This is a genomic window from Ochrobactrum sp. CGA5 (assembly GCF_006345815.1).
In the GTDB taxonomy this organism is placed as follows: domain Bacteria; phylum Pseudomonadota; class Alphaproteobacteria; order Rhizobiales; family Rhizobiaceae; genus Brucella.
Map to the genome: position 1 here is coordinate 46,332 of NZ_VCIG01000042.1, position 23,377 is coordinate 69,708.

Genomic DNA, 23,377 nt, shown 5'->3' on the forward strand with positions numbered 1-23,377 from the left:
AAAGTTTCCCTATGTCCGCCCCGAAGTCCGTTGATAAGGCCGATATTCATCCGTTCCCCAACGCCAAGAACCTCGCCTCGGCAACCTCGCCGGCGACAAGTGAGGCGCCTCTGAACGAGAGATCGCAGCCCCATACCGCACCGAAACCGCAGGAAGCCGCACCCAAGGAACCCGGCGAGATCGCCAAGGACGGCAAGAACAAAGGCTTCGGCAAACGTGTCCTTATTCCCGGAATTCTGGCAGTCGCGGTCGCTGGCGGCCTCTGGTTCGCCTATGACTGGTGGACCGTCGGGCGTTTCATGGTTTCGACTGACGACGCTTATGTGCAGGGTGACATCGCGTCCATCGCACCCAAAGTTACCGGCTATGTCGAAAATATCCCGGTGGTTGCCAACCAGATGGTCAAGGCTGGTGATGTGATCTTCCAGCTTGATGCGGGCGATTACCAGATCGCGCTCGACGAAGCTGAAGCCAAGCTCGCAACTCAGAAGCAGACCCTCATTCGCATCAAGGCCGAGACTGATGCCGCACAGGCATTGCTCCAGCAGGCCAATGCCGACAAGCAAGCCGCAACCGCTGTCCTGACCAACGCACAGAACACAATTGCGCGCGTGCAGAAGTTGCATGAAACGCGTTTTGTCGCGCAAGCTGATCTTGACACCGCCCAGTCTTCACTGGATCAGGCCCGCGCCAAGGTCGCCGGAGGCGATGCGCAGATCGCTTCTGCAAAGGCCAATATCGAAGTGCTCAACGCTCAATATAGCGAAGTCGAAAGCGCTATGAAGTCGCTGGAACTTGCCCGCGATAAAGCCGCACGTGATCTGTCCTTCACGGTGCTGCGCGCGCCGTTTGACGGCGTGATTGGCAATCTTTCAGGCAAAAAGGGCGATCTCGTTTCTCCTGGCCAGAAGATAGCGGCCCTGGTTCCAATCAATGAGCTTTATATTGATGCGAACTTCAAGGAAACGCAGCTCGCAGAGATCAAGACCGGTGAGACCGCGCATATCTATGTCGATGCTATCGACGGCGCGAAGTTTGACGGGATAGTGGCGTCCATCGCTCCGGCTTCGGGTTCAGTGTTCTCACTGCTGCCGCCGGAAAATGCGACCGGCAATTTCACCAAGATCGTTCAGCGCGTTCCCGTTCGCATCATGATCCCCAAGGAAGCGCTGGAATCTGGAAAGATCCGCGCGGGCCTGAGTGTCGTGGTCGATATCGATACGCGCACGGCGCCCGATGGGAAGGCCAACTGATCGAGCCCTGTGGGTGACTTGAAGTAAAAGACGGCGGCGCGGCAAAGCAGGTTTCGTGCCGCCTTTCTCTTTCATTCCGGAGTGCGCCGTCATGGCTGCAGACACGACAATGGGACCATTGGTCCCGGCAGATGACCGCATCGACCCGAAGAAGGCCATCGGCTTTCTGGCCATGGTGTTCGGCATGTTCATGGCAATCCTGGACATCCAGATCGTCTCTGCATCGCTGGCCGAAATCCAAGCGGGTTTGAGTGCCAGCTCTGACGAAATCTCTTGGGTTCAAACCTCCTATCTGATCGCGGAAGTCATCATGATTCCGCTGTCGGGCTTCCTCGGGCGTCTGCTGTCGACGCGCGTTCTCTTCACCTTCTCGGCGGCGGGCTTCACCCTGGCCAGCATGCTCTGCGCGACAGCGACGAATATTGAGCAGATGATCGTCTACCGCGCCATTCAGGGATTCATCGGCGGCGGCATGATCCCCAGCGTGTTCGCAGCCGCCTTCACCATTTTCCCGCCGTCCAAACGTTCCATCGTTTCGCCGATGATCGGACTGGTCGCGACACTTGCGCCAACCATCGGCCCGACGGTCGGCGGCTATCTCAGCCACGCTTTTTCCTGGCACTGGCTGTTTTTGGTCAATGTCGGCCCCGGCATTCTGGTCACCATCGCTGCATGGAATCTTATCGACTTCGACGAAGGCGACCGCTCGCTTTTGAGCAAGTTTGACTGGTGGGGACTTGCTGGCATGGCCGCATTCCTCGGCTCCATGGAATATGTCCTAGAAGAAGGCCCGCGCAACGACTGGCTGCAGGACGACGCGATCTTCTTCCTTTCCATAGTCATGACAGTCGGCGGCATCGTCTTTTTCTATCGCGCGTTTAGGGCAGAACAGCCAATTGTGGATTTGCGTGCCTTCAAGAATGTCAATTTTGCCTTTGGCTCGCTGTTCTCCTTTGTAATGGGTGTCGGTCTCTACGGCCTCACTTATCTTTATCCGCTCTATTTGAGCAGTGTTCGCGGCTATGACGCCCTGATGATTGGCAAAGCACTTTTCGTCAGCGGTCTGGCCATGTTCTTCACCGCGCCGGTAGCCGGTTTCCTGTCCAACAGGATGGACCCCCGCCTGATGATGACGATCGGCTTTCTCGGCTTTGCGGCAGGCACATGGATGGTAACTGGTCTTACTGCCGATTGGGATTTCTACGAATTGCTGCTGCCTCAAATTCTGCGCGGCTGCTCACTGATGCTTTGCATGGTGCCGATCAACAATCTGGCGCTCGGCACGCTTCCACCTGCTCTTTTGAAAAACGCTTCCGGCCTTTTCAACCTAACCCGCAATCTGGGGGGAGCCGTCGGCCTTGCCGTTATCAACACGATCCTGACCCGACGTGGTGACATGCATTACGAACGTCTGGCGGAGCATGTCCGATGGGGCAATGCAGAAGCGGAGAAAATAGTCGCCAATCTGACCGCCAAGTACAATGCTGCGGGCATGGACGGCGCGACAATCGCCATAGCCAAACTCTCCGGGATGGTGCGCCAGCAAGCCACCCTTCTGTCGTTCATCGACGTGTTCTTCATCCTCACGATGATGTTCTGTTCGCTTGCTGTCTGCGCCATCATGCTGCGCAAGCCGCAACAGGTTGCCGGTGGCGGCGGGGGGCATTAGAGCGCTTTTCGATCTGGATGAATCAGACATGCGCTCTCAGTATTTGCTTGGAAACGGGTCTCTTCCGAGACCGGTTTCACGCCCTTCGGGATGCCCCGGCCTCCTGCCTCTCGACTTCATACGAAAACAATAAAGGTTCACCCGTCTTTCGGAAATTTTCGTTTGTCGCCAATATCCACCGTTGGTGGCGCAATCGGAAAAACCCTTGTCGCGCAGGGAAAAGCTTCCTCCAGAATTATGACAGTGACGAATTTACTGTCACAATTCCTGTCATAAAAATGCCCTTCCCGCGAATGGATGAATTGCTAAGTCCCTGAAAACGTGTTTCACTTTCCACCGCTGACAGTTTGTGACAAGCAACAAACTGTCATCCAACCGTCATGTAGGGCGGGTATCGGGAATGCGCGAGCACCGGAATCGACCGGGGGCGTTCGCCGGACCTTAAACAGGGGAGTCAAACAATGCTTGCTTACACAGCGCGTCTGCTGTCGCTTTCGACGGCAATCGCCGTTGCCGGGGTTTCCATCGCCGCTGCCGAACCATCAGCCGAACTGATTGCCGCAGCCAAGGCAGAAGGCGAACTGACAACCATCGCTCTCCCGCATGACTGGTGCGGCTATGGCGAAATCATCAAGAGCTTCAAGGACAAATATGGCCTCAAGGTCAACGAACTGAACCCGGATGCCGGTTCGGGCGATGAAATTGAAGCCATCAAGGCCAACAAGGACAACAAAGGTCCTCAGGCACCAGACGTCATCGACGTTGGCTTTGCGTTCGGCGCATCGGCCAAGAAGGATGGCCTCATTCAGCCTTACAAGGTCGCAACCTGGGACGAAATTCCAGACAGCGCCAAGGATGCCGAAGGCTACTGGTATGGCGATTACTACGGTGTTTTGGCGTTTGAAGTGAACAAGGACATCGTCAAGGATATTCCGCAGGATTGGGAAGACCTCCTCAAGAGCGACTATGCAAACTCTGTCGCGCTTGCAGGTGACCCGCGCGTTTCGGCACAGGCTATTCTCGGTGTTCATGCTGCCGGCATCGCTCGTGGCGGTGAACCGGGCGAAGCCGCAGGCAAAAAGGGCCTTGAATTCTACAAGGAACTGAATGCCAACGGCAATTTCGTTCCGGTCATCGGCAAGGCTGCTTCGCTGGCGCAGGGCTCTACCCCGATCGTCATCCGTTGGGACTATAACGCGCTCGCCGATCGTGACACGCTCAAGGGCAATCCGGAAGTCGAAACCGTCATTCCGAAGTCCGGCGTTATCGCTGGCGTGTATGTTCAGGCAATCAGCGCCTACGCGCCGCACCCGAATGCTGCGAAGCTGTGGATGGAACACCTCTATTCGGACGAAGGCCAGCTCGGTTATCTGAAGGGCTACTGCCACCCGATCCGCTTCAATGCAATGGCGAAGGCCGGCAAGATTCCGCAGGAACTGCTCGACAAGCTGCCACCGGCAGACGCTTATGAAAAGGCTATCTTCCCGACCCTGGAACAGATCGAAGCTGCACAGACCACGATCACCAAGGAGTGGGACAGTGTCGTAGGCGCAAACGTCCAATAAGCGTCAAAGGGCGCTTTTGCATCGACCACATATCGCGTCGGCCTTACACGGTCGGCGCGATATCCAGGCAGCTTTCTCCTAGCAGCCGATCCTCTTTTCCAAACAGCACCAGCTTTTTGGCAAACAGGATGCCCAGTTTAAAAGAATGACAGCAATTCCGGCAGGACCCAACGGCCGCCCTGCTGATCGCAAAAAATAAAACAAGAAGTTGGAACGGGTTCTATCAGTTCCGTTCTAGCGGGAACCGGTCTAAAGAAAGAACGTATGAGTTCAATAGCCGAAACACCAGCCCCCAGCGGAGTGCGCAAACGCCCGCTTCCGTTGTCCTGGCTTGGCGTGACACCGTTTTTCATCTTCGCCATTCTGTTTCTGATCTGGCCGACGATGTATCTCATCATCGGTGCATTTCAGGACCCAGCAGGAAACTTCACGCTCCAGAACATCCACGATCTGTTCCAGCCGCAGATCATGAGCGCCTACTGGGTGTCGATCAAGGTCAGCCTTGCATCGGCCATTGGTGGCGCGATTATTGGCTTCTTTCTGGCTTGGGCGGTCGTTCTCGGCAACCTGCCTTCATGGCTGCGCCCAACGGTCTTGACCTTTTCTGGCGTAGCGTCGAATTTCGCAGGCGTGCCACTTGCTTTCGCCTTTCTGGCGACACTGGGACGAACCGGCTTTGTAACGATCCTGCTCAGAGAGTGGTTTGGTTTCAATCTTTATTCGACAGGCTTCAACCTACTCTCCTTTTTTGGCCTGACGCTGACCTATCTGTTCTTCCAGATACCGCTGATGGTGCTGATCCTGACGCCCGCGCTCGACGGACTGAAAAAAGAATGGCGGGAAGCCTCATCCATTCTAGGCGCAACCACCGCGCAATACTGGCGTATGGTGGCTTTCCCAATCCTGTGGCCCAGCCTGCTCGGCACAACGCTTCTGCTGTTCGCCAATGCCTTCGGGGCGATTGCTACCGCCTATGCTCTGACAGGTTCATCGCTCAACATCGTACCGATCCTGCTCTATGCCCAAATTCGCGGCGACGTTCTGCATAACCAGAACCTCGGCTACGCATTGGCACTTGGCATGATTGTCATTACGGGTGTTTCCAACCTCATCTATATTTGGCTGCGCATTCGCGCCGAGAGGTGGCAGCGATGAAAAAGAAAGGCATTAACGCCCAGAAGATCGGCGCCTGGATCGCCTTCCTGATCGGTGCGATCTATTTTCTCGTCCCGCTGATCGGTACGTTTGAATTCTCGCTGCGTATGCGGCGCGGCGAGTATTCCTTCGATGCCTATCGCGTCGTTTTCTCCGATCCAAACTTCCAGGCCACCTTTGGCTATTCGATCCTACTTGGCCTGCTGACCATCATTTTCGGTGTTCTGCTGGTTGTGCCCACCGCCTATTGGGTACGGCTGCGCCTGCCGCAGTTGCGCCCGGTGATGGAGTTCATCACGCTGATGCCACTGGTCATCCCGGCCATCGTTATTGTGTTCGGATACCTCCGAATCTACAATTCGTCGTCGTGGCTGCCATTCACATCGTCCACGCGGGCAACCGACCTGCTTCTGATGTTCGGCTATATGACGCTGTCGCTGCCCTATATGTATCGCGCCGTCGATACGGCGATGCGCACCATCGACGTCAGAACGCTGACAGAGGCCGCACAAAGCCTCGGCGCGGGATGGGGCCGCATCATGTTCAAAGTGATTTTCCCGAATGTGATTTCCGGCGTAATGAGCGGTGCCTTCATCACATTCGCCATCGTCATCGGCGAGTTCACGCTGGCCTCGCTCCTGAACCGCCCGGCCTTCGGTCCCTATTTGCAGCTCGTCGGCGCAAACCGTGCCTACGAACCGTCGGCGCTGGCAATCATTTCGTTCGGCATCACGTGGCTCAGCATCATCATGCTGCAGCTCGTCTCGCGCCTCAATAAGTTCAAGACAACCGCCGGGTAACATTCATGGCTTTTCTCAACATCAAAAACCTGAAAAAGAGCTTCGGCGCCAATACCGTCGTCCACGATTTCAACCTCGCTGTGGAGAAGGGCGAATTCGTCTCCTTCCTCGGTCCATCGGGCTGTGGCAAGACAACTGTTCTTCGCATGATCGCCGGTTTCGAGATGCCCGATAGTGGCGCTATCGAAATCGACGGCAAGGATGTGGTCGATCTGAAGCCGAACCAGCGCAATATCGGCATGGTGTTTCAGGCCTACGCGCTCTTCCCCAATATGACGGTTGCTCAGAACGTGTCATTCGGCCTGCGGGTTGCCGGGAAACCTAAGGCGGAAATCGATGCCACGGTGCAGGAGATGCTCAGCCTCATCCGTCTCGACCATCTGGCGGATCGTTATCCCTATCAGATGTCCGGTGGCCAGCAGCAGCGCGTCGCTCTGGCCCGCGCGCTTGCAACCAAGCCGCAGGTTCTTCTGCTCGACGAGCCCTTATCGGCACTTGATGCAAAAATCCGTATATCCTTGCGCGAAGAAATTCGCGCCATCCAGCAGAAGCTCGGCATTACGACTGTCTTCGTTACCCATGACCAGGAAGAAGCCCTGTCAATCTCCGATCGTATTGTGGTCATGCATGAAGGCCGCGCTGATCAGATCGGCTCGCCCTTCGACATCTATAACCGGCCGGCCTCGCGCTTCGTGGCATCGTTCGTCGGCACGCTCAACATGCTGGAAGCCTCGGTCAGCGAACCTGGCAAAAACAGCATCGAGCTCGACGGCCGCATGATAACCGTGCAGGAAAATCTCGACCACCATCCAAAGGGTAAACCGCTGACCCTTGCCTTGCGCCCGGAGGCTGTGAGCCTCGAAGCACGCAAAAGCCACGATACTTCGCTCGACGCGACCATCGAGGATGTTCACTTCCTCGGCTCTGTCATCCGCACGCGCGTGGCGCTCGGCAAGAATCGCCTCTCGTTCGACACGTTCAACGACCCAACACAGCCTCCGCCGCAGCGCGGCGACAAGGTGACGGTGCATTTCGCCTCGCATGATCTGCTCGTGCTGGCCGATTAAAGTAAAAAAGCCGCCCGATGGGCGGCTTTTTTTGTTTGTTACGTGCGCGACGGGCTGATGCGATTTCGGTTCATGACGTGCCGAAAATGGTGGCTTTCGAGAACCGGAGCGCAGCGTACATAAAGTACGTGAGCACCGAATCGCAGAAAGACGCCTTTTGCAGGCGGGGCAGGGACCGAAAGATCAGCCCCAAGGACCGTGGAAATCGCCGTCCTTGTCGATACGCTTGAAGCCGTGCGAGCCGAAGAAATCGCGTTGGCCCTGAATGAGATTGGCTGTGCCAAGCGCCTGCGTGAAGCTGTCGAAATAGCTGAGGGCCGAGCCCAGCGCAGGCAGAGGCAGGCCGGCGAGCGCTGTCTTGGCAACGATCTGGCGAAGGCCCTTGGAAGCCTTGCTCATGCGTTCAACAAAAGCAGGTGCCAGCAGCAGATTGCGGCTTTCGCTGTCTTCAAAAGCGTGAGCGATGTCGTCCAGAAGCTGCGAACGAATGATACAGCCTGCGCGCCAGATACGGGCGGTCTCAGCAAGCGGAATGTTCCAGCCATGCTCTTGCGATGCAGCTTCCATCACTGCGAAACCTTGGGCATAGGCGGCAATCTTGCCTGCAAGCAGGCCCTGCTCCAGATCGGCAAGGAATTTTGCCTGATCGGAAATGTCGAGGCTGCGCGAACCCGGCTTATAGGCATTTGCAGCAAGCGCACGCGTGGCCTTCAGCGAGGACAACGAGCGCGCGGCAACTGCCGCTTCGATGGCCGTTGCCGGAACGCCCAGCATCTGCGCCTCAATGGCCGCCCAGCGACCCGTACCCTTCTGGCCAGCTTCGTCGAGGATCATGTCGACCATCGCCTTGCCTGTTTGCGGATCGGTCGCCTTCAGCACCTTGGCCGTGATTTCGATCAGATAGGAGTTGAGCGGTCCTTCGTTCCATTTCTCGAACACGTCACCGATGGCAGGAGCCGAAAGTCCCAGACCGTCGCGCAGGATGCCGTAGATTTCTGCGATCATCTGCATGTCGGCATATTCGATGCCGTTATGGATCGTCTTGACGAAATGACCGGCGCCATCCGGCCCGACCAGCGCGCAGCAAGGCTCGTCCTTGTACTTGGCGGCAGCGGCGAGCAGGATCGGCGCGATACGCTCATAAGCTTCCTCGGTGCCGCCAACCATCATTGACGGGCCGTGACGCGCGCCTTCTGCACCGCCGGAAACGCCCATGCCGACGAAGGTTGGGTCGTTAGGGCCTAGAGCCTTCAGACGACGCACCGTATCGCGGTAGTCGGAATTACCGGCGTCGATCATAATATCGCCCTTCTCAAGATAAGCCTTGAGGCGGGTGGTCTCAGTATCGACAGGAGCGCCTGCCTTGATGAGGAAGATGATCGGGCGCGGCTTGCGGACGCTGGCAGCCAGATCCTCGAAAGTGGGGCAAGGGATAATCTTGTCGCGCAGCGGGCCAGCCTTTTCGATGAAGGCTTTGAGCACAGGCTCATCACGGTCGTAGACGGCTACCGTGTAGCCTTTCTCGGCTATGTTCAGCGCCAGGTTGGAGCCCATGACGCCAAGGCCGACCATTCCGATATCTGCTTTTTCCATTTTGTGCCCTTCAGAAATGCAACCGACCGGCCGTCGTCTAGACACATGCAGAACATCGAACGCCGACAAGCCGAACCGATAAGAATAGGCTGCAAGCCGGACTTCGGCAGCAGCGCATGTCAATCTGTATCCTATTGTGGGATGATCTAGGGCATATGACGCAAAGTTGATAGACCTCCCTAGACGAAAATCACCGGTTTTGCCCCTGCAAGTGCCGCGTTAAATCGGTTGGCTCACTCCAAAACCCCGTATTCCGCGATTTTCACACCCTTTCCAACCTGCGATGCGGAAGAGGCGGCAGTTCGATAGCAACAGTGTCATCCGCCTTCACCGTGCCGCCTGCAAGAACGATGGTCATGATGCCGGACTTGCGAACAAGTTCGCCATCGGGCGTGCGATCCAGCACGGCATTGAGAAGACCGGTCTGGAAATTCTCTATCTGGGCGCAAGGGTTACGCAGGCCTGTTGTTTCCAGAACAACCTCGTCGCCAATTCGGATCAAAGCACCTTGTGGCAGCCCCAGAAGATCGACGCCGCGCGTAGTGATGTTCTCGCCAAGATCGGCAGGCGCGACGTCAAAGCCCTTTTCAGCCAGCTCGTCAAACAGCTCGGCATGAATGAGATGGACCTGCCGTAGATTGGGTTGCGTCGGGTCAGCACGCACGCGTGAACGATGCTTCACCGTCACGCCCTGATGGGCATCATCTTCCACGCCGAGCCCTGTAACAATGCGGATTTCCGGCACAACCCGTTTTGAAAAATGGTGCTTGTCATCCCGCGCCACAGCCACAACAAATCCACTCATCACGTTTCCCTCCCGATTGTTATGAAGGATATCCTGACAGGACAAAGCAACTTCGTTAGCCGCATTATATGGGTTATATAGCACTTGTATGAAGCTGCGGGGCAAGCACGTGAATCGCAACAAGCAGGCAAAGACGGATTTCCACTGGGGCATTTGGGGCACAGGCGCGATAGCCGCTGCCTTTGCTGCCGATATACAGGCAAGTACTGGAATGCGCGTTACCGCAGTCTGCTCGCGGGCGTCAGAGACCGCCGAAACATTCCGGCGACGTATCGGCGCCGACAAGGCGTTTGGCGATTCAGGCGCGTTCCTTTCTGCGCCGGATATTGATGCAGTCTATATTGCAACCCCAAGCGCCATGCATGTGTTGCAAGCCTTGCAGGCAATCGAAGCGGGCAAGCCCTGCCTGATCGAAAAGCCGCTTTCCCTGGATGCCGCTGGCGCGCACCAGATTGAAGCTGCGGCAAAAGCAAAAAACGTCTTCGCCATGGAGGCGATGTGGAGTCGCTTTCTGCCGGCGATCCAGGCGGTCAAGCAGCATATTGACAGCGGGCGTATCGGAGCAGTGACGCGCATCGAGGCCGATCTGTCCTACATCCGTGCCTACGACCCGCAAAGCCGTTTCTTCAAGCCAGACCTTGGAGGCGGCGCTGCATTCGATCTCGGTGTCTATCCGGTATCGCTGGCATTGTATTTTCTAGGTCTGCCGGATCACGTTGATGGTCGCTGGCAGCGCGCCAGAAGCGGTGTGGACATGCGCACCGAGTTCCAGCTTGGCTGGCAGGGTGCCACGGCCAGCCTCTCCTGCGGTTTCGATCGCGATGGCGACAATCGCATGCTGATCAAGGGAACCAAGGGCACGATCCTGATCCATGCGCCGTTTCTGAAAGCCCAGAGGCTGACCCTGTTTTCAGCCTTCGCTGCGCGGTCATCGCTCGGGCCGAATAGCGGTAAAGGCCTTATCGGAAAGGTTATGAACCGCCTGCCCCTGCCGGGTCGCACAATCGAGACTTATGCCTTTTCCGGCAGCGGGCTACAGTTTCAGGCCGAAGCGGTCCGCGATGCGGTGCGCAGCGGCCAAATCTCCAATGCGATCATGCCGCTTGACCAGAGTGCAGCCGTAGCTGACATCGTCCGCAAGGTACTGTCGAAAGGTTAGAAGCGCATCCCAAGAAGTGCAAAACGGTTTCGGATAAGATGCGTGCTAAGGCAGATTTTTAGAGAGTCGAGCGGATAAAGTCAGATCGGCCCTCTAAAAACTGCTTCTCATCATGTATGGCTGTGCATTCTCACCGGCATTGTTCAAGGCAAGCGCGATTTCAGTGATATGCAGAGCCACATCACCGGAGAAGAACGCCTTGTCGCCGGTCTTGATAGCGCGTGCCTGATCGGCGATGCCGCGGACGAAATCGATCTGCGAGGGATACATGGGCAGCGACCGCTTGTCGGCCTTCGGGTAGGACAGTTTTGTCCCGACGGTCGGTTTCCACGACATGAACTTGCCGATGCGCATTTCCAGAATGCCGAACATGCGCGCCAAAAAACGACGTTTTTCTTCCGTGCACTCAAGACGGACAGCGGAGCGATTATCCCATAGATCGTCGACCACAATCGAACCCTTGTCGGCGACGATTGTCAGGCTGCGGTTCTTCGGCATCGCAAGCCCGGATGTGAGCCGTGCAACCAGCCCAGACTTGAAAACAAGACAGCCGACCGAAAAATCGGGTGCCATGTGCAGATGCTCGGTTCCCGGCCCCTTGTTGGGAAAGGTTAGGGCGGAAAATGCCGATACGCGCTCGACCGGGCCGAATAGCGACACCAGCCATGACAGCGCATAGCCTGCATGTTCCAACGTGCAACCGATCTCGAATTCGTGCAGGCCCGGCCACGGCGCGCCCGACTGCGAACGCCAGGTCGACCATTTGTCACGAAACACCGGGCCATCTTCCATTTCAGCATAAACCAGACGTGGCGTGCCTATGCCGTTGATTACGCTTGCTACCAGCCGATAGGCTTCGCTGAGGCCGTTTGCCGGGGCTGCGGCGAGCGTGAGACCGGATTGCCGTGCAAAAGCGACCAGCGCTTCCGCATCGTCGTAGTTCATCGCCAACGGTTTTTCGGAATAGACATGTTTTCCGGCGGAGAGTGCTGCATGCGAGACTTCAAAATGGTTTTCAGGCGTGGTCAGATTGACGACGATCTGCACCTCTGGATCGACCAGAACAGCCTCGAAACTTTCATAAGCCTCAACAGAATAATGCGCACAGAATGCTTTCAGCCGTTCAGGCGAGCGATCATAGGCACCGTGCAGTTTGAGTTCGGGATAATTGCGCAGCGTGGTCATGTAATAGTCGGCAACGAACCCGGTTCCAACAATTGCGATATTCATGCGGTGGCTCCGACGACCCTTTTGTGAATGATGACTTTCGCGGTCAGCCTGAGGCCGAAGACCGCAAGGATGAGCGTGAGCCAGACCGGGTCCATACGCCGAAAGAAAAAGCTTTCCAACATGGCATTCAACGTTCCGAAAAACACGATCATCAGGAAAAAATCGGCAAGCAGCAGATTTTCGCGTACCGGACGGCATCGCATATAGTTGACCAGAGGCATGACGATGACGACGAAGATGGCGCATATCAGCGCCGGAATCCCCATTGATAGCGCTATATCGAGATAGCCATTGTGCCCATGTACGATGCCGCGCACATCCCAATCCAGATAGTAGGGGTTCGCTGCCTCTTTCACGATGGGCGTGCCCCAGAAGCTTTCATAGCCAAAGCCGGTCCATGGACGCTGGGAAAGCGCTTCAACGGCAAAGGCCCAGATGGAGGTGCGCCCGGTAAAAGTAGGGTCGACATCAAGTTGAAGAACGAACGGATGCATCGGCTCGAAAAGAACCGTACCGAAGGTGAACAGCGCAAGCAGAAACTGGATCGTGAAGACTGCCACCGGTGCAAGAAAACGGAGACCGAAAATGCCGGGGACGATCACGAGCAGCATGGCGAGAGGCACCAGCGCCGCCGTGGTCTTCGATCCGGTTTGCGAAACGAAGATCAATGCCGAGACCGCAATCAGAAAGCCGCTCACGCGCCAGCCGCGCCGCCACAGATAGACACCGGCAAAGGCAAAGGCAGCCATGACCGGACCGGCGATATTCTTGTGCGTGAAGACGCCGCGCCAGAGATAGGCGTTTTGCGGTTCCAGCGCGTCGGCGCCGTGGGTGCCGAGATTGGGCAGGAGGACGACGCCCGCATAGGAAATGACAATCACGATCGAAGCCACCGTGACCAGCATCGACGCATAGGCGTCACCGTCCTGTGGCAGGCTCAAAACAGCAATGACGGTCAGAATGCCGATCATCGTCAAAAGCACACCGCGTATGGCGGTTGACGGATCAGGGCTTGCGAAGACGGATGCGAACAGGAAAGCAAACATCAGCAGCCAGCCGGGACTGACGATTTTGAGCACCTTTTTGGGGTCCGCGAACATCGCGAGCGACAGAAGCGCCACCGCGCCGAGGCAGCCGAAACCAAGCTGATTGATGACGTCGCCGCCGCTCGATGCGTCCCCATCCGCCACAGCGCTCAACGGATTGAACGGACGGAACGAAATCAGCAGGATGCAGAATGTTATCGTGGCAATAACGAGCGCAATCGTGCGGATTGTCGCCCGCATATCGGTTTGCGTCGCAACGTCGGAACGGGTGTCAGTTCTTATCCGGGTTGCGGTACTGCTCATTCAGATATCCAAAATGGGCCATGACGCGGCCCAGCCCGATATGGATGAAATAGGTCCCGACCGGCACGAAACGCGCAGCAAAGCCGCGCCGCAGCGCCTTGATCGGAGAATAACCGAGAAGGGCGAGGCTTTTCAGAAAGACGCGGACCTGTCCGAACGGCTCGTTCTTGCGCTGGCGCTGTTCGATCAGCGTCGAAAGAACGCCGTTTCGCAAACCGCGTGCAGTGATCCAGTCCTTTTCCAGACGTCGCGCCGGAATGGTCTCGCGGACAATGCCTTCATTACACCAGGCAATGTTGAAGCCCTTTGCTCGCGAGCGATTGATGAAATCTGAATCGCCGCCCCCGGTAAAGTTGAACTTCAGGTCCATAAACGGATAGCCGATGGCTTCCAGCACCGGACGCGCAATCAACAGATTGCCGGATGAATAGATGATCGGAACCGGACCGGTCTTGTTGTAATGCGGCAGGAAGACGGGGTGTCTCGCCCATTTTTCCGCGCCCGGCTTCTCGAAAATCGGATATTGCGGGCCGCCAACGAGGCTGGCGTTATAGCGCTCCGCAGTGGCTACCATGTTTTCGATCCAGGCCGGATCAGCCAGTTCATCATCATCGATGACGATGACATACTTGAAGTTCGGGAAGTAGGTCATCGCGGTCAGCCACCCCGCATTATATGCGTTGCAGTTGCCGCGATCGGATTCAACGATCAGCATGCCGGTATATTTCCCGGCCTCAAACTGTGGTGCCGCAACCTTCGCACCTTCCCGGTCCTCCGCCTCGTTCTCGATCACCACGACCGCAAAGCGGCGGCCTGTGACCTGGGCGTTGAGCGTATCCAGGGTGCGGATGACATGTTCCGGCCGACGGAACGTCGGCAGCGTCACCACCACCTCGACCTCATCGAAACGAAGCCCAGGTGTTTTAGCAATTACTTCTATATGACTTGGTAAATCAGACATACACGCTACCGGATATTCCGAACTTCTATATTTGTTTATCCGCCACTATTGAAAAACATTTAAAGAAAAGTTCACCGAGGGGCTCTAAACACTGATCAAAACTTTCATAGAGCATGCCAGCCCGAATTGTTAAGGGATTTAAGATGAATGATGCATTAGAAAATGCATAAACGTACCCCCATGATTTTTCATGCTGCGCGCGCCAGAATGACTGCTCAGGAGTTGAATTGCCGTCCCCTCACCTTGTTTTCGTAACATCGATTGTTCCACACGGAGTACCGACGACCGGCTATGAAGTGGCAAACGCGGCTGTGGTCGACGGCCTGCGTCGGTCAGGGATAAAAGTCACCGTTCTTGGCTTCACATGGCCGGGGTTGAAAGCCGATGCCGCAGACACCGTCGTTTTGGGTGAAGTCGAGGTGCGGACCGAAGGCGCCGGCATCAGGCGTAAAATTGGCTGGGTGCTGAAATCATTCCTGACCGGATTGACGATTTCCTCGGCGAAGTTACGGGTGATTCAGGCTGAGGCATTGCACGCGGCCATCGCAAAGATCGGCTCTTTCGATGCCTATGTGCTGAACGGCGTTACCCTGCCCGGCGCGTTTGAAGACATCTTCAAGGACAAACCGTCGCTTTTCGTGGCGCATAATGTGGAGTATCGCTCGGCGGAGGAAAACGCCGCGGATGCCGACAGCGCCATCCAGAAATTCCTGTTCGGCCGCGAAGCCCGTATTCTCAAAAGACTGGAAAGCCGCCTCATCGGGAATGCCCGTTTCGTCTTCACTTTCGCAGAAGATGACGGTCTGGCGCTTGGGCTCGGCCCTGACCGGTTTGCAACAATGCCGCTCGTCACGCCCGGAGGGATGCAGATAGCACAGCCGCGGGCTGTAAAATACGACCTTGCCTTGATCGGCACATGGACATGGCATCCGAACCGCATCGGACTGGAATGGTTCCTGCGCGAGGTAAAGCCGCATCTTCCCGACGATATTTCTATTGCGATTGCAGGCAACACGCCTGCCGATCTGATAGCGGCATGGTCAGGTCTGGGACCCGGAGTTGATTTTGTTGGCAAGGTGCCGGACGCGACCGAATTTGTGGAAAGCGGCGCGCTCGTGCCGCTTATCAGCCGTGCGGGAACGGGCGTGCAGCTCAAGACCATTGAGACATTCGAGCTGGGCATGCCAAGCGTCGCCACATCACATTCCGTGCGCGGTATCGGCAGTATTCCGGGCAATTGCACCATAGCCGACGACCCGCAGGCATTTGCTGCGGCAATCGTCGAGCGCATTGAAACAATAAGATCGGGGGATCGCCAGAGACTGGATGGCAAAGCCTTCACACGGTCACAAATCGAAGGCATGGACCGCGCTGTTGCCAGAGGTCTGAAAGCGCTTCATGGCGAAGAGAAAATGACGGACCAGGCATGATGCATTCCGAGAATGTCACTTACCGCATAATCCTTGGCGTAAAGGTCGCCTGTTTCGACTGGGACAGCGCCTTCACCTTTTTCGAGAACCGCATCAATGAAGGCCGGTTCATGAAACAGGGCTGGCTCAATGCCAATAATTCCAACATCGCAGACACCGACCCGACTTATCGTGCCGCGCTGGAGGAATTCCTGATCCTGCCAGACGGCGTTGGGGTCGATATTGCCAGCAAGGTCGCCTACGGTAGCAAGTTCCCCGCCAATCTCAATGGAACCGACTTCATTCCGGCCCTGCTGGAGCACATGAAGCATCCTCTGAAAGTCGCCCTTCTGGGTGGTGGCCCGGGCGTTGCTGCGGATGCCGCGCAGCTTTTCATCCAGCAAATACCGCGCCATGACTATCGCGTCATTTCCGACGGCTTCTTCAAGCCCGAAGATCTCGACAGCATTCTTGGTCAGCTCAAAGATTTTCATCCAGATATCTTGCTCGTGGCCATGGGTGTGCCGCGCCAGGAACTCTTCATCGACAAACACATCACGGCGGAACATTGCACCGTCGCCAGTGCCGTTGGTGCATTGTTCGATCTGCATACGGGTCGCGTGCAGCGCGCCCCGCAATGGGTGCGCAAGGTCCAGATGGAGTGGATGCACCGTCTGTTACAGGAGCCCCGCAGGCTCGCAAAACGCTATCTTATCGGTAATCCCGTATTCCTGTGGCGTGTCGCCAAAGGCTGGATGAAGGGAGAACCTCGGTGAGAACCGCAATCGTCACAGCCAGTTGGGATCAAGATTTCGAGCGCTGCAAACTGCTTTGCGAGACCATCGACAAGTATGTCGGCGGTTTCACGAAGCACTATATCCTTGTCGACGGCAAGGATGTGGCCCTGTTCCGCAAGCTCGAAAGCCCACAACGTGTCATCATTGATGAACGCGATCTGTTGCCCTCGTGGCTGCATGCCTTCTGGGACCCGACCTATCTGTGGCGCAGACGGGTTTGGCTCTCGCTTCGGACCAAGCCGCTGCGTGGATGGCATGTGCAACAGTTGCGCCGCATAGCGCTTGCCAGTGCGGTGGAGGAAGACGGATTTCTCTATACGGATTCCGACACCGCCTTTCTACGTGCCTTCGATTGTGGCACGCTTTGGCGCGGCGAAAGGCTTCGGCTTTTCGTGCGTCCGAATGCGCTTTCCAATCCTGAATGGCCGGAGCATCCGGTCTGGGCGGCCAATGCGGCAAAGCTGCTTGGTATCAACAACGGGAAAAGCGGTCTGAACGACTATATCGGCCAGCTCGTCTCATGGCGACGTGATAGCGTGATTTCGATGTGCGAAAGGATCGAAGCCCATACGGGACAGCATTGGGTAGCCGCACTTGGCAACATACGCCGTTTTTCCGAGTGCTTCATCTATGGCCGTTATGTCGATGACGTACTACACGGCTCTGGCCACTACAGCGATACCCGCGATCTTTGCCGGATGCAATGGTTCGCACCACCACCGAGCGAAGAGGAGTTCCACACCTTCATCGCCGAGATGGAACCGCATCAGGTCGCCATCGGCATGCAGTCCTTCCTCGGTCTTTCGGTTGACGACATTCGGCGCATCATCGGCGCATAAGTTTCAAACCCGTTTTGCCGGCAAACGAATGCTTGTATAAGTGAAGACCAGCGATAAAAGATATAGCCCGGCGAATACGACGTTTAGCCCGAGAATCCATGCGTGGTTATCGACATAATTCATCAACAGAAGCCAGACGAAGAATGCCTTGGCGGTGGTCATCAGCACCATGCTCAGTGTCCGCAGTCCTGACTGTCCGCGCGCATAAAGAATTTCCGTCTGATATTCTATGAGATTGCGGAACCCCGGAACGAGCAGCACCAGGGGCAGCAATCCGACAATAGGCGCAACACTTGAACCGAGTGCATTCGGGAAGATTTGCAGAAACACGACCATTGCACCAAGACCTGCCACCGAGACGACAAAGACTGCAAGTTCCAGCCCGGCGCGGATGCGCAACGAGGACAGCATATCAGGCGTGCGCATGAGCTTTTGCACCAGCATCATGTTGAAGGACCGCACCGGTAACGCCGTCAGGTCGACAAGTCGCATGATGATCGCGTAAAGACCGGCCGTCGCAGGCCCGCCGACAGTCAACACCAAAAGCTTGTCAAGCTCGGCCTGAATATAGAACAGCAGTTCGGCCCCCATGACCGCAATCGCATCGGACAACCGCCGCATATAAAGTGCCGGTTTGAACCGAAGACGGATAGACGGGTAGAACTGCAGCGCCGTAAGCAGCGCAACGCCATTGGCAGCCGCGTACCACCACGCCCAATGCGCAATGTCATGAACACTCGCCAGCCACATGAACAACACTGCAGCCGCGGCGCGCGCGGCCGTCCCGAAAATCACCAGCCCCGCCGATATGCCGAACCGGCGCAGGCCGTTGTTGACGATGATAATGATTTCCGTCGAACGCCAGAGCAAGGCTTCGGCAAACACCACAACAGCAAAAGGCAGAAAGGAAATGTCGCGGCTGAAAAAGATGAGATAGACCAGCCAGGACGCCAGCGCAAACAGCGGCAAGGAAACCAGAAGGGCCACCAGAAAACCCGCTGTATAGATACCAAGCAAGCGCGGCTTCACTGTCGATATGCGGTAAAGTGGTGAGCTGAAGCCTAGAGAAACGAGGCGTGACAGAACCACGCCCGTGCCCGATGCGGTAGCAAATATCCCGAAATCACCGGTTGGAAGCGTGTTTGCAAGCGCGATGAAATAGACGAGTGAAACCAAAAGCCTGCCAGCGGAGCCGGAAAACAGGGACAGGTAGTCACGCACCATTCTGGCATTGTTGCCTGACAGTTTCCGCAGCGCTTTCGCTATCAACAGGAGCCTCATCTACCGTGGTCTGGTGCGTTTGCCGTTTTGCCAAACGGGGACGTAAAATAGAGATTTAGCTAAAAAGGCTTAAACTCTTCTTTGCAAGCTCAAAGAGCAATCAAGCAAAAGCTGAGGTTGCAGATTGAGAGAATTGGCACCTCGCCACGCCACTATTTTAACGTTTTGTTTTCTATAAAAAATTACATTCAGCCTTCAGGTGTGGGCTAACCGGATTCCGCTTTGGCATGCGGGAACCTTGGCTTCTCGATTTCAAAGCTGCAGTTGAAACCGGACGCGGTTGAGACGCTTACAGATACGGACGATTTCGGCAATGAGCGATCACGAGGAGCGCAGAAAGGCGGGGGTGGAGAAACCTCTTCTCGCATTCTCCGACGCTCGTCCGGCTGATCGTCCTACTAATGAAACCGTACCACCATGGACCCCGCCCGCGACATCGGCTGAACGCGCTGCATTTTTTCGCCAGCACGATCACGCCGCGCAGCACACACCAGAATCCGCTCTCGACGAAGAGCTGGATGATGTTGATGTCGCCGAACTGCAAAAACGCATTGCGCTGATCGAAGCGGAGCTGGAACGCAAAGTTGAGGAACGCGAACGCCGTAAAGCCATCATCGAAACCGCCGCTCCAGCGTCCGCGCAGCCCCGCGAACTGATCGAGCACGAGCGCCCTGTCATTGACAGGCCTGCACCGGATGCTGAGTGGAAACCGCTGATCGATCCACGGATGGCCATCGACGTGCTGCGAGGATCGCGGAAACTCCTGCTTGTCAGCACGTTGCTGGGCGGTGTGGTGGCCACGCTTTATGCGTTGTCCCTGCCTCAGTTGTATGTCGCGTCGACGGATATTCTGGTCGACCCTCGCAACATCAAGACCGTCGGAGATGAGCTGACGCCGGGTCAGCTCCCGACCGATGCGTCGCTCGCCGTTGCTGAAAGTCAGGCACGTATCATCGAATCCAGCAGTGTGCTGCTGAAGGTGATCGACAAGAAAGACCTTACAAAAGACCCTGAATTCAACGGTACCTTGGTCCCGACCGGCATCGCCGGGCTGTTTGCACAGATCAAAGATATGCTGTCTCCCCAAAAGGCAAGCGACAGCCAGACGCTGCAAACACGCGTTCTGTATAATCTGCACAAGAGCATCGCTATCGGTCGCGATGCCAAGACCTTCATCTATTCGATCTCGGTGAAAACACGTGATCCGCAGAAATCGGCATCGCTTGCGAACACGATCAGTTCTGTTTTCCAAATTGAGCTTGCATCGCTGCAATCCGATGCCGCACGGCGTACTTCGGACGAATTGTCGAACCGCCTTGCCGATATGCGCGCCGATGTTGAGCAAGCTGAGCGCGCAGCAGCCGATTTCCGCGCCTCGCATGATCTCGTCAATGTCGACGGCAAGCTGATCAGCGATAACGACCTGACGCGGCTCAACGATCAACTGACCAATCAGCGCGCCGAAACCATGCGGCTTCAAGCCCGCGTGCAGGTGTTGAATAGCGCCACTCCCAACAGCGTGGTATCCGGGACTTTACCGGAAGATCTGCGGTCCAACACATTGACGGCGCTTCGCGCGCAATATGCGCAGGCTCGCCAGACTGCAAGCGGCCTTTCCACCCAGCTCGGGCCACGCCATCCGGCCCTCATTCAGGCACAGTCGCAGGCAGGCACCGTCCTGAACGACATTGATGCCGAGTTGCGTCGAATTCGCTCCTCACTACAAGTCGAAGCCGCCCGATCCGCACAACAGGAAAAAGACCTTACCGCCCGTCTGGCACAACTCAAATCACAGCAAGCGAACAGTAGCGGCGATCTGGTGAAACTGCGTGAGCTTGAGCGCGAAGCCACAGCACGGCGCTCGGTCTACGAAGCTTTTCTCTTGCGCTCGCGTGAAACGAACGAACAGGAAGGGCTGAATACGGCCAATGTCAGGGTTCTTTCAGAGGCACGCCCCCCACTTGATCCGGCAGGCACATCGCGCAAGCTGATCGTCATTGCAGGGCTGATTGCAGGTTTCCTCGCGGGCCTTGCAATCACAGCCGCCCGCAACTTCGGGCGGCTGCTCCGTTTATCCTAACTTAGACAGACTGCCGCAAAGAGGTCTCGACGCGCGGCACCTTGCGTCCGCTGGCACGCAGAACACCATGCGCGCCGTCGAGATGGCCGGGCGCGAGTTCAAGTGCCAGAAAGCGCCGCTTTTCATAAGGGCCAGGCATGGCTAGTTCACCTGTCTTTTCGGCAGTAAAGCCGAAGCGTTCATAATATTCCGGGTCGCCCACGAGCAGGATCGCGCCATGGCCGAGCCGCTGCGCTTCGCTGATCGCATGGCGCATCAAGGCTGAACCGATACCGCAACCCGCAGCGGAAGGATCGACAGCCAGAGGACCGAGCAGCAAGGCAGACACGGGAAAACCAAACGCATCAAGACCGGCATGGACGTCCCATAGTCGAACGGTACCCGCAAGCGAGCCATCCACGCTTTCCGTCACAAAAGCCAGCCCATCAGCAGGCAACCGGCCACGGCGCAGCTTTTCCGATGATTTCCGGCGACGGCCCTCACCCATGGCGCGATCAAGCAAAGCTTCGCGCGCAAGCACGTGTTCCAACCCTTCACACGCTATCGTGAAAGCCGAAGCGACAACGATTACAGCGTTTTCCTGAATTTCCAGAGTTGCGTTCATGACATCTATCCCCGCAAAGCGGCAGCAGCACACCCTGCCCAGCGCCTTGCAGCACTGGGCGGATTGAGAGGATCAATCGACACTTAAAGGTATGACCTAATCCGAAAACCGGTTCCCACTTTTCAGGAGCATACCAAATCCGATCGATCAGATAACGTAGGATCGGAGCGGTTCGAAGCCGTTGAACGCCACCGCCGAATAGGTGGTGGTATATGCGCCCGTGCCTTCGATCAGGACTTCGTCACCGATGGTCAGCGAGATAGGCAGCGGATACGGCGTCTTTTCATAAAGCACGTCCGCACTGTCACAGGTTGGGCCAGCCAGAACACAAGGTTCGGTTTCGCCGCCGTCATGCGGGGTCACGATCTGATAACGGATCGCCTCGTCCATGGTTTCTGCGAGACCGCCGAACTTGCCAATGTCGAGATAGACCCAGCGTACATTATCGTTGTCCGCCTTGCGCGAGACCAGAACCACTTCGGTCTTGATCACGCCTGCATTGCCGACCATGCCACGGCCAGGTTCGATAATGGTTTCCGGGATACGGTTACCGAAATGCTTCGACAGCGCATCGAAAATCGCCATGCCATAAGCCTGAGCAGTCGGCACATCCCTGAGATAACGCGTCGGAAACCCCCCGCCCATGTTGACCATACGCAGAACAATGCCTTCATCGGCAAGCGTGCGGAACACCGAAGCCGCATCACCAAGCGCACGATCCCATGCGGTGAGATCTGTCTGCTGCGAGCCGACGTGAAACGATACGCCGTAAGAATCGAGACCGAGGGCCTTCGCATGGCGCAGAACGTCGATGGCCATCGCAGGCACGCAACCGAACTTGCGCGACAGCGGCCATTCGGCGCCTTCGCCATCTGTCAACACGCGGCAGAACACGCGGCTGCCAGGGGCAGCGCGAGCAACTTTCTCCACCTCTTCAACGCAGTCGACCGCATAAAGGCGAATACCCAACTCGAAAGCGCGCGCAATGTCGCGCTCCTTCTTGATGGTGTTGCCATAGGAGATGCGGTTTGGCGTTGCGCCAGCTTCGAGCGCCATTTCGATTTCCGCAACCGAAGCGGTGTCAAAGCATGAGCCGAGCGAAGCGAGCAGGCGCAGGATTTCCGGCGCAGGGTTTGCCTTCACAGCATAGAAGATGCGCGAATAAGGCAAAGCCTTCTCGAAGCTTTCATAGTTCTCGCGCACGACGTCGGTGTCGACGACGAGGCAAGGACCGTCTGGACGGCGGGTGTTAAGGAAGTCGATGATACGCTGCGTTGCCATGGTCGTTCTCCCGCACGGCCTGTCTCTGCCGTTTGTAAGGGGACAAAGTGTACATGAACGTATCCGCCGTGATGCCAGCCTTTGGAGGTGCTGATGTCAAGCGAAAACTCATGCGGCGATGGAACAACGCTAAGTCCGCGTTACTCCGCTTTGTCTGCCTTGGATTGGAATTGGAGAACCGCATCCGCACTTCTGGCAATGAAGGTGTGCCTCTTCAGTAATTTCGGCTTTTGGACAGCCGAAAGACACTAGAAAGGCCCGCACCGTCGTTGCTTCAAGATGTCCTCGATCTGGCGGTTGGCCAACAGATCGACTGGAGCGGTTAGGTCCAGGTACCGTACCGAATTCCTCACCATTCGAGGATCGGCGGACACCCACAGGCACGTGCGACTTTGGGCAAGCGCGATATAAGCGCAAACTCGTGACCATTCAATGACAAATATTTCGTTGAACGAATTTATTTTCCTGGAACCCGATTGA

At 56.5% G+C, this 23,377-nt stretch carries 19 protein-coding genes; 11 read left to right on the forward strand and 8 right to left on the reverse strand.

What is annotated here, in order from left to right; all coding sequences use genetic code 11:
• Positions 1–11: 11 nt before the first annotated feature.
• From FJQ48_RS18545 to FJQ48_RS18570, 6 genes are all read left to right on the forward strand, one after another.
• Entirely contained in the window at positions 12–1,253 is a 1,242-nt protein-coding gene (locus FJQ48_RS18545) for an HlyD family secretion protein (protein WP_139976432.1), read from the forward strand.
• Positions 1,254–1,344: 91 nt separating this feature from the next.
• Positions 1,345–2,922 (forward strand): DHA2 family efflux MFS transporter permease subunit, encoded by a 1,578-nt coding sequence (locus FJQ48_RS18550; protein ID WP_139976433.1) that lies wholly within the window; start codon positions 1,345–1,347, stop codon positions 2,920–2,922.
• A 461-nt stretch (positions 2,923–3,383) separates the two neighbouring features.
• Positions 3,384–4,487, forward strand: a complete 1,104-nt coding sequence (locus tag FJQ48_RS18555) for an ABC transporter substrate-binding protein (protein WP_139976434.1) — start codon at positions 3,384–3,386, stop codon at positions 4,485–4,487.
• 264 nt (positions 4,488–4,751) lie between these two features.
• Entirely contained in the window at positions 4,752–5,642 is an 891-nt protein-coding gene (locus FJQ48_RS18560) for an ABC transporter permease subunit (protein WP_139976435.1), read from the forward strand.
• Complete coding sequence (locus FJQ48_RS18565) at positions 5,639–6,442, forward strand: ABC transporter permease (RefSeq protein ID WP_139976436.1); 804 nt, start codon at positions 5,639–5,641, stop codon at positions 6,440–6,442. The genes FJQ48_RS18560 and FJQ48_RS18565 overlap by 4 nt, the downstream gene beginning before the upstream one ends.
• A 5-nt stretch (positions 6,443–6,447) precedes the next feature.
• Positions 6,448–7,509, forward strand: coding sequence for an ABC transporter ATP-binding protein (locus FJQ48_RS18570; protein WP_139976437.1), 1,062 nt, complete (start codon positions 6,448–6,450; stop codon positions 7,507–7,509).
• A 183-nt stretch (positions 7,510–7,692) separates the two neighbouring features.
• Here FJQ48_RS18570 and gndA read toward each other — a convergent pair whose 3' ends face one another.
• Positions 7,693–9,102, reverse strand: a complete 1,410-nt coding sequence (gene gndA, locus FJQ48_RS18575; protein ID WP_139976438.1) for an NADP-dependent phosphogluconate dehydrogenase — start codon at positions 9,100–9,102, stop codon at positions 7,693–7,695.
• Between the two features lie 262 nt (positions 9,103–9,364).
• Positions 9,365–9,907: an MOSC domain-containing protein gene (locus FJQ48_RS18580; RefSeq protein WP_139976439.1), complete on the reverse strand. Its 543-nt coding sequence runs from the start codon at positions 9,905–9,907 to the stop codon at positions 9,365–9,367.
• Positions 9,908–10,016: 109 nt separating this feature from the next.
• On the opposite strand from FJQ48_RS18580, the gene FJQ48_RS18585 reads away from it, so the two are divergent.
• A complete protein-coding gene (locus FJQ48_RS18585) occupies positions 10,017–11,066 on the forward strand; it encodes a Gfo/Idh/MocA family oxidoreductase (RefSeq protein ID WP_139976440.1) in 1,050 nt (349 codons plus the stop codon).
• A 93-nt stretch (positions 11,067–11,159) separates the two neighbouring features.
• On the opposite strand, the gene FJQ48_RS18590 is transcribed toward FJQ48_RS18585, so the two are convergent.
• Genes FJQ48_RS18590 through FJQ48_RS18600 form a run of 3 tightly spaced genes read right to left on the reverse strand, consistent with a single transcriptional unit; the run spans position 11,160 to position 14,606 of the window.
• A complete protein-coding gene (locus FJQ48_RS18590) occupies positions 11,160–12,296 on the reverse strand; it encodes a Gfo/Idh/MocA family oxidoreductase (protein WP_139976441.1) in 1,137 nt (378 codons plus the stop codon).
• On the reverse strand, positions 12,293–13,645 hold the full coding sequence (locus FJQ48_RS18595; protein ID WP_139976442.1) for an O-antigen ligase: 1,353 nt from the start codon (positions 13,643–13,645) through the stop codon (positions 12,293–12,295). The genes FJQ48_RS18590 and FJQ48_RS18595 overlap by 4 nt, the downstream gene beginning before the upstream one ends.
• The gene (locus tag FJQ48_RS18600; protein WP_139976443.1) at positions 13,614–14,606 is read right to left on the reverse strand and encodes a glycosyltransferase; all 993 of its coding nucleotides are present in this window, start codon (positions 14,604–14,606) and stop codon (positions 13,614–13,616) included. Before FJQ48_RS18600 ends, FJQ48_RS18595 begins: the two co-directional genes overlap by 32 nt.
• Before the next feature lie 227 nt (positions 14,607–14,833).
• Between FJQ48_RS18600 and FJQ48_RS18605 the strand changes: the two genes are divergently transcribed.
• From FJQ48_RS18605 to FJQ48_RS18615, 3 genes are read left to right on the forward strand one after another with little or no spacing between them, the layout of a single operon-like run.
• On the forward strand, positions 14,834–16,036 hold the full coding sequence (locus tag FJQ48_RS18605; protein WP_139976444.1) for a glycosyltransferase family 4 protein: 1,203 nt from the start codon (positions 14,834–14,836) through the stop codon (positions 16,034–16,036).
• Positions 16,033–16,791, forward strand: coding sequence for a WecB/TagA/CpsF family glycosyltransferase (locus tag FJQ48_RS18610; protein WP_139976445.1), 759 nt, complete (start codon positions 16,033–16,035; stop codon positions 16,789–16,791). Before FJQ48_RS18605 ends, FJQ48_RS18610 begins: the two co-directional genes overlap by 4 nt.
• Positions 16,788–17,651, forward strand: a complete 864-nt coding sequence (locus FJQ48_RS18615) for a DUF6492 family protein (RefSeq protein WP_180350251.1) — start codon at positions 16,788–16,790, stop codon at positions 17,649–17,651. The genes FJQ48_RS18610 and FJQ48_RS18615 overlap by 4 nt, the downstream gene beginning before the upstream one ends.
• 3 nt (positions 17,652–17,654) lie before the next feature.
• Here FJQ48_RS18615 and FJQ48_RS18620 read toward each other — a convergent pair whose 3' ends face one another.
• On the reverse strand, positions 17,655–18,920 hold the full coding sequence (locus tag FJQ48_RS18620) for a lipopolysaccharide biosynthesis protein (RefSeq protein ID WP_139976447.1): 1,266 nt from the start codon (positions 18,918–18,920) through the stop codon (positions 17,655–17,657).
• Between the two features lie 325 nt (positions 18,921–19,245).
• Between FJQ48_RS18620 and FJQ48_RS18625 the strand changes: the two genes are divergently transcribed.
• The gene (locus tag FJQ48_RS18625) at positions 19,246–21,012 is read left to right on the forward strand and encodes a GumC family protein (protein ID WP_139976448.1); all 1,767 of its coding nucleotides are present in this window, start codon (positions 19,246–19,248) and stop codon (positions 21,010–21,012) included.
• Between the two features lies 1 nt (position 21,013).
• On the opposite strand, the gene FJQ48_RS18630 is transcribed toward FJQ48_RS18625, so the two are convergent.
• Positions 21,014–21,616 carry an N-acetyltransferase gene (locus FJQ48_RS18630; protein ID WP_139976449.1) on the reverse strand — a complete coding sequence of 201 codons (603 nt, stop codon included), beginning with the start codon at positions 21,614–21,616 and terminating at the stop codon, positions 21,014–21,016.
• A gap of 147 nt (positions 21,617–21,763) precedes the next feature.
• Positions 21,764–22,897 carry an ornithine/lysine decarboxylase gene (gene odc2 / locus FJQ48_RS18635; RefSeq protein WP_139976450.1) on the reverse strand — a complete coding sequence of 378 codons (1,134 nt, stop codon included), beginning with the start codon at positions 22,895–22,897 and terminating at the stop codon, positions 21,764–21,766.
• Between the last annotated feature and the right edge of the window lie 480 nt (positions 22,898–23,377).

What these genes read in the sequence shown, in the direction of transcription:
- FJQ48_RS18560 (WP_139976435.1), top strand. Translation starts at nt 4,752, where the DNA reads ATGAGTTCAATAGCCGAAACACCAGCCCCCAGCGGAGTGCGCAAACGC.
- FJQ48_RS18590 (WP_139976441.1), bottom strand. Translation starts at nt 12,296, where the DNA reads ATGAATATCGCAATTGTTGGAACCGGGTTCGTTGCCGACTATTACATG.
- FJQ48_RS18625 (WP_139976448.1), top strand. Translation starts at nt 19,246, where the DNA reads ATGAGCGATCACGAGGAGCGCAGAAAGGCGGGGGTGGAGAAACCTCTT.
- FJQ48_RS18550 (WP_139976433.1), top strand. Translation starts at nt 1,345, where the DNA reads ATGGCTGCAGACACGACAATGGGACCATTGGTCCCGGCAGATGACCGC.
- FJQ48_RS18580 (WP_139976439.1), bottom strand. Translation starts at nt 9,907, where the DNA reads ATGAGTGGATTTGTTGTGGCTGTGGCGCGGGATGACAAGCACCATTTT.
- FJQ48_RS18555 (WP_139976434.1), top strand. Translation starts at nt 3,384, where the DNA reads ATGCTTGCTTACACAGCGCGTCTGCTGTCGCTTTCGACGGCAATCGCC.
- gndA (WP_139976438.1), bottom strand. Translation starts at nt 9,102, where the DNA reads ATGGAAAAAGCAGATATCGGAATGGTCGGCCTTGGCGTCATGGGCTCC.
- FJQ48_RS18570 (WP_139976437.1), top strand. Translation starts at nt 6,448, where the DNA reads ATGGCTTTTCTCAACATCAAAAACCTGAAAAAGAGCTTCGGCGCCAAT.
- FJQ48_RS18565 (WP_139976436.1), top strand. Translation starts at nt 5,639, where the DNA reads ATGAAAAAGAAAGGCATTAACGCCCAGAAGATCGGCGCCTGGATCGCC.
- FJQ48_RS18595 (WP_139976442.1), bottom strand. Translation starts at nt 13,645, where the DNA reads ATGAGCAGTACCGCAACCCGGATAAGAACTGACACCCGTTCCGACGTT.
- FJQ48_RS18545 (WP_139976432.1), top strand. Translation starts at nt 12, where the DNA reads ATGTCCGCCCCGAAGTCCGTTGATAAGGCCGATATTCATCCGTTCCCC.
- FJQ48_RS18610 (WP_139976445.1), top strand. Translation starts at nt 16,033, where the DNA reads ATGATGCATTCCGAGAATGTCACTTACCGCATAATCCTTGGCGTAAAG.
- FJQ48_RS18630 (WP_139976449.1), bottom strand. Translation starts at nt 21,616, where the DNA reads ATGAACGCAACTCTGGAAATTCAGGAAAACGCTGTAATCGTTGTCGCT.
- odc2 (WP_139976450.1), bottom strand. Translation starts at nt 22,897, where the DNA reads ATGGCAACGCAGCGTATCATCGACTTCCTTAACACCCGCCGTCCAGAC.
- FJQ48_RS18600 (WP_139976443.1), bottom strand. Translation starts at nt 14,606, where the DNA reads ATGTCTGATTTACCAAGTCATATAGAAGTAATTGCTAAAACACCTGGG.